This window comes from Spirillospora sp. NPDC000708 (assembly GCF_040299565.1).
In the GTDB taxonomy this organism is placed as follows: domain Bacteria; phylum Actinomycetota; class Actinomycetes; order Streptosporangiales; family Streptosporangiaceae; genus Spirillospora.
In genome coordinates this window covers 1-4,325 of the sequence record NZ_JBEPCJ010000200.1, presented here as the reverse complement: position 1 = coordinate 4,325, position 4,325 = coordinate 1, and the positions used below count along the sequence as shown (strand labels likewise).

At 65.7% G+C, this 4,325-nt stretch carries 3 protein-coding genes; 1 reads left to right on the top strand and 2 read right to left on the bottom strand.

The features are described from left to right. Positions 1-290: 290 nt before the first annotated feature. Positions 291-1,565 (top strand): HNH endonuclease signature motif containing protein, encoded by a 1,275-nt coding sequence (locus ABT299_RS52255; protein ID WP_500255424.1) that lies wholly within the window; start codon positions 291-293, stop codon positions 1,563-1,565. A gap of 191 nt (positions 1,566-1,756) precedes the next feature. Here the strand turns inward: ABT299_RS52255 and ABT299_RS52250 are convergent, their stop codons facing one another. Together ABT299_RS52250 and ABT299_RS52245 are read right to left on the bottom strand one after the other, a co-directional pair. Then, positions 1,757-2,512 carry a sporulation protein gene (locus tag ABT299_RS52250; RefSeq protein WP_500255423.1) on the bottom strand — a complete coding sequence of 252 codons (756 nt, stop codon included), beginning with the start codon at positions 2,510-2,512 and terminating at the stop codon, positions 1,757-1,759. A gap of 991 nt (positions 2,513-3,503) precedes the next feature. Next, positions 3,504-3,815: a hypothetical protein gene (locus tag ABT299_RS52245; protein WP_500255422.1), complete on the bottom strand. Its 312-nt coding sequence runs from the start codon at positions 3,813-3,815 to the stop codon at positions 3,504-3,506. Positions 3,816-4,325: the final 510 nt, after the last annotated feature.

The window sequence follows — 4,325 nt, the reverse complement described above, 5'->3', positions numbered from 1 at the left end:
CCTCGGGCTTCGTTTGGTTTGGCACTTCCCCCACCTTTTTTTTGGGCCCCCGGGGGGCCGGGGGGGGGGGGGGGGGGCCCCGCCCCCCCCCCCCCGCCCCCGGGTCGCGCCACCCCACCACCCCCCTCCGTCAGGCACCAAGGGACAAACTCCCCCTTCCGCGAGGTACGAAGATCGACAATAGGCCGCGCGGTCCAGCCGCCTTTCCCGCCCGAAAAATACCGAGAAGAATGTGGCCTGAACGGCCTTGAACGGCCTCGAATGTCGGTCACACAGGGTACTATTTACGTATGCAATCAGTGACGGTCGAGCTTGGGGCCGCGTCCACCATGGAACTGGTGAACGCGCTCTCAACCATCGCCACTGAACTCGCATCGCGGGAAGCCCCCGAATCAGCGGCCGCGTGCCTGGAACTCACCGAAACCCTGGTGGCCGCGTCCGATATGCAGGAAAGCGCACTCGCCGGATTCATCGGCCGAGTCGACGCCGCCGGGGAACAGGCCCGGTGGGGATATCCCTCCACCCAAGCATGGCTGCGATCTCGACTGGGCATGCGCGATAACCGGGCGAAAGAGCGTCTGGTGCTGGCGCGGCAGCGTCATCGTCTCCCGCAGGTGGCCGAACGCCTCGCCGCCGGGGAGCTGTCTTACGGCTACGCCGTCACGGTCGCCGACTCGGTCTCACGCCTCGACGACATCGACTGCGCCGAGGCCGAGACGATCCTCCTCGGCTTCGTCGACCAAGGCTTCTCGGCCGGGAAAGTCGGCGCGTTCGGGCGCCGCATCCGCGACCTCATCGCCGAACGCGACAACACCGAAGAAGCCCCCGACGAGGACACCAAGCGCGGCTACGACAAGTCCTGGCTCACTACCACCCGATCCCTGGACGGCGGCCGCTACATAAAAGGCTGGCTGAACCCCGAAGACGCCGCCATCTGGGACGGCACCCTGGCCCCGCTGGCCAAGCCGGCAGGACCAGACGACCGACGCGACCTCCCCGAACGCACCGCAACCGCCCTATTCAGCGTCCTGTCGGGCGGACACAAGGCAACCAAGGTCACCGTCATCTGCGACCTGGACACCCTCACCGGAGGCAACGCCCCCGCCCGCCTCACCGACGGCACCCCCATCCCCGCCGCCCAAGCCCGCCGCATCGCACTGGCCGCCGGAGTGTCACCCCTCCTACTCGGACGCGGGAACACCCCGCTCTACCTCGGCTACCGAGAACGCTTCGCCAGCCCAGCACAACGGCAAGTCCTTGAGACGCTGTACCCCTCCTGCGCGGTACGAGGCTGCGAGATCCCCGGGACACTGTGCGAAGTCGACCACGTCCACGGATGGGCACTCGGACACTCCCCCACCGACATCGACCAACTCGCCCTCACCTGCGGATGGCACAACCGCTTCAAACACACCAACCCCGACCAGATCCAGATCACCAAAGATCAGGACGGGCGATACGTCTACCGGCTACTCCCACCAGCCGACACGCGAGACACAAGCAGAGCCGGGCCACCAGGCAACATCGGCCCACCCGACACTCCCATCATCGACTGGGCCGCATAACCCACCCTCTGCGCCCCACACCCGGTCGTGCGCTACGCCTGCCCGGCCGCATCCACCCATTGCCCGGCGCGGCACACCACACCGATTACGGATCGGGACCGGACGTCCACCGCTACGTCGTCGAACGAGCCTTCAGCCCGCTCCACTGGTGCCGCCGCCTCAAAGGTGCGGGGGCGTCGTGCGCATGATGGTCAAAGGCCGGCGTCGCTGATCCAGCGCCTGACTTCTGCTGGCCAGTCCACACGGTCGAGGTCGTGGTGTGCCGCGATGAAGCGGTGGGCGGCAGGCCGGTCGTTCCAGTAACGCCCCTCAGGTGCGGCAGGCCGGACGAACACCTCGCAGCCGACCGCGTTCGTGAGGAAGACGACTTCCAGTTGGCCTGGCCCGCCCGCGGCGGGACTGCGCTCGGCAAGGACGAACGACTGATGGAAATCGAAGATCTGGTCTGCTTCCGGTACCCGTTCTCCCGCGAGCCGACTGGACTGGAACGTCCACCCTGCCAACGCGAACGCCTCCATGATCGCCTCATGGAGCGGCAGGGAGGAGACGTGAAGGAGGTCGTGGTCGGCAGCGTCCTCTCCGTCCACGTCGTCGAGAAAGGTCTGCAGCCGCAGTACCGGTCCAAGGGCCATCCCCGCCAGTTCGGTGATCGGTGTCTCCCAGGGCAGCCGCAGTGAGAAGCGGGCCTGCTGCGGTTCCTCCCCCACCGTGAACGGGCCGTCGACGTACTGGTATCCGATCTCGTCGACCTCGATCTCGCCGGTGTCCATATGGGCGTACTCAGCGACGACTCTCAAGACGAGGCTCCCCACCCTCACGTCCTCATCGATAGCGCGGAGGAACACCTGCCCCGGGAAGGTGTCGCCAGGGCGTGCGACGCCGGCAAGCACCTGCGTGTCGACGTCGACCGCCTGGCCCCCGAACCGCCTCTGCAGACGCTTGAACATCACGCACGTAGCCCCTTCGAACTGGTCAGGCGCGAAGGCTATCCACTCGACGCGTCCGTGCCTCCATACCTCTGCCGAACATCCTGTTAGCGGATGAGGCAATGCCGGGACTCCTGCACCGTCAGCTGCTTGTTGAGCCTGCGACGGTAGTGTCGTCGGCAGGGTCCAGGATCGACAGCACGCGCAGCGTCTTGTTGATCCGCCGCACTCGGCGAACGCCTGCCCCAGCGGAGTTGGACTCCGCAGGACAGCCTGCGCAGCAGGTCGCAGACGAAAGCCTTTGGGTCACCGGCGACCCGGGGCAGCCGACCACTGGGTGTGGGGCTTGTTGCCGACGATCACTTCCATCGGCCCGTATCTGCCCAGGGGGACGCCAGCGGCGTCAGACGGCGCAGCTCGACAAAACCACTGGTCGCCCAGGTCAGCCGAGCATGGAGAAGACCTCGAACATCATGTCGCCGTCCCTGGCTCTGTCGGCGGTGAAGACCTCCGGCTACGGACTGGCATCAATGTTGATAGGCGTGTTCAGGATATGCAGAGAGTCGCGTGGCCGTATCACGTCACGACGCCATAGATCAGTCGGCCTCCATACGTCACCTCGATGGACGCAGCTCTTGCACTCCGATCGAGTCGGCAATATCGGTTGACCTGCAAGCCTGTCGACTGGCGTACGGTTGCAGTTCCTCTGCCTGGGTGATCTCGCTCCCCGTTCTGGGGGACTCAAGCGCGGTTGACCTTCCTGGTCATGCTCGGAACAGTGAGTGACCAATACACCAGGCAGTCGATGGACAGCAGGACCGGTCCTTGCGGCAGCTCGACGGCCCCTCGGAACGGGCCATCGGAAACCCTCTTGAGTTCACGGCGTCCTTTCCCGGACATCCCGCTCCGGTAGAGATTGGCGTACCCCTTGCCTACCTCTAGCAACGCTTTCGCCGCAGGTCCACGGTACTGGACGACATCGGGGCACGACCCGCGAATGGTGTCGCCTAGTTCAGGACAGGTGTCGGCGGAACGGAAACCGACTCTCCACCAGACGATCCCTGCAGAACGCGAGTTTTTTCTCGATCTTCACGTGCGTGTACCTTCGCGGAACGATCGACCGCACCCGACCGCCGGTGAAGTGGACCGCGCACAGCCTGTCGCCCTGCTCGAGATGCTCGGGAGTATCGACCAATCCGTAGACGTTGTAGCCGCCCAGCCGGTTGCCCTGGATCTCGAGCACGGTTCCGTCGTCGCCGGGCGCATGCTCCACGGGCACTGTCCCGTTGCCCCACCCCGAATGCGGTAAGTCGACCTTGTTCATGCTGGGAAGTATCACATGGCGAAGATCGCGGACTGGAGGCTTTTCCGGCGGGAGGTCCGCACCGAGTTCGACCACCGCATGAACCGCCGCGTCCCAGATGGGCGGGCAGCCGCAGGGTCGACCATTGCGGACACGGGCGACGGGCGCGCACCGCAGGCGCCTAACCGATCGCCGCCGCGTCTGCGGGAACGGTGACGATGAGCCGGTCTGCTCGTTTCGCGGTCTGGTGGTCGCGAGTCAATCCAGCCGGGGGGAGGGCCTGCTGGTCGTGATGGTCGTCCCGGGAAAAAGTTCGCTCATGACGATTCGGTGACCGGCCGGTGTCACCTCGACCCCGGCGCGCTCAACGTAGACAGTTCGCCGTCACTGATCCTCGCTGCCGCTCTAGATCAAGTACCGCCCCTCATTCAGGAACGGCTCAGGGCCGCCGGACCGGGTGGTCTGGCGGCCCTGTGTGGCCGGGTTGTGTGGGGGTCAGGCTTTGTTGAAGGTGTGCTTGGCCCACAGGTA

Excerpts from the sequence above, each read along its gene's own strand:
- ABT299_RS52245 (WP_500255422.1), bottom strand. The coding sequence starts at position 3,815 with ATGAACAAGGTCGACTTACCGCATTCGGGGTGGGGCAACGGGACAGTG.
- ABT299_RS52255 (WP_500255424.1), top strand. The coding sequence starts at position 291 with ATGCAATCAGTGACGGTCGAGCTTGGGGCCGCGTCCACCATGGAACTG.
- ABT299_RS52250 (WP_500255423.1), bottom strand. The coding sequence starts at position 2,512 with ATGTTCAAGCGTCTGCAGAGGCGGTTCGGGGGCCAGGCGGTCGACGTC.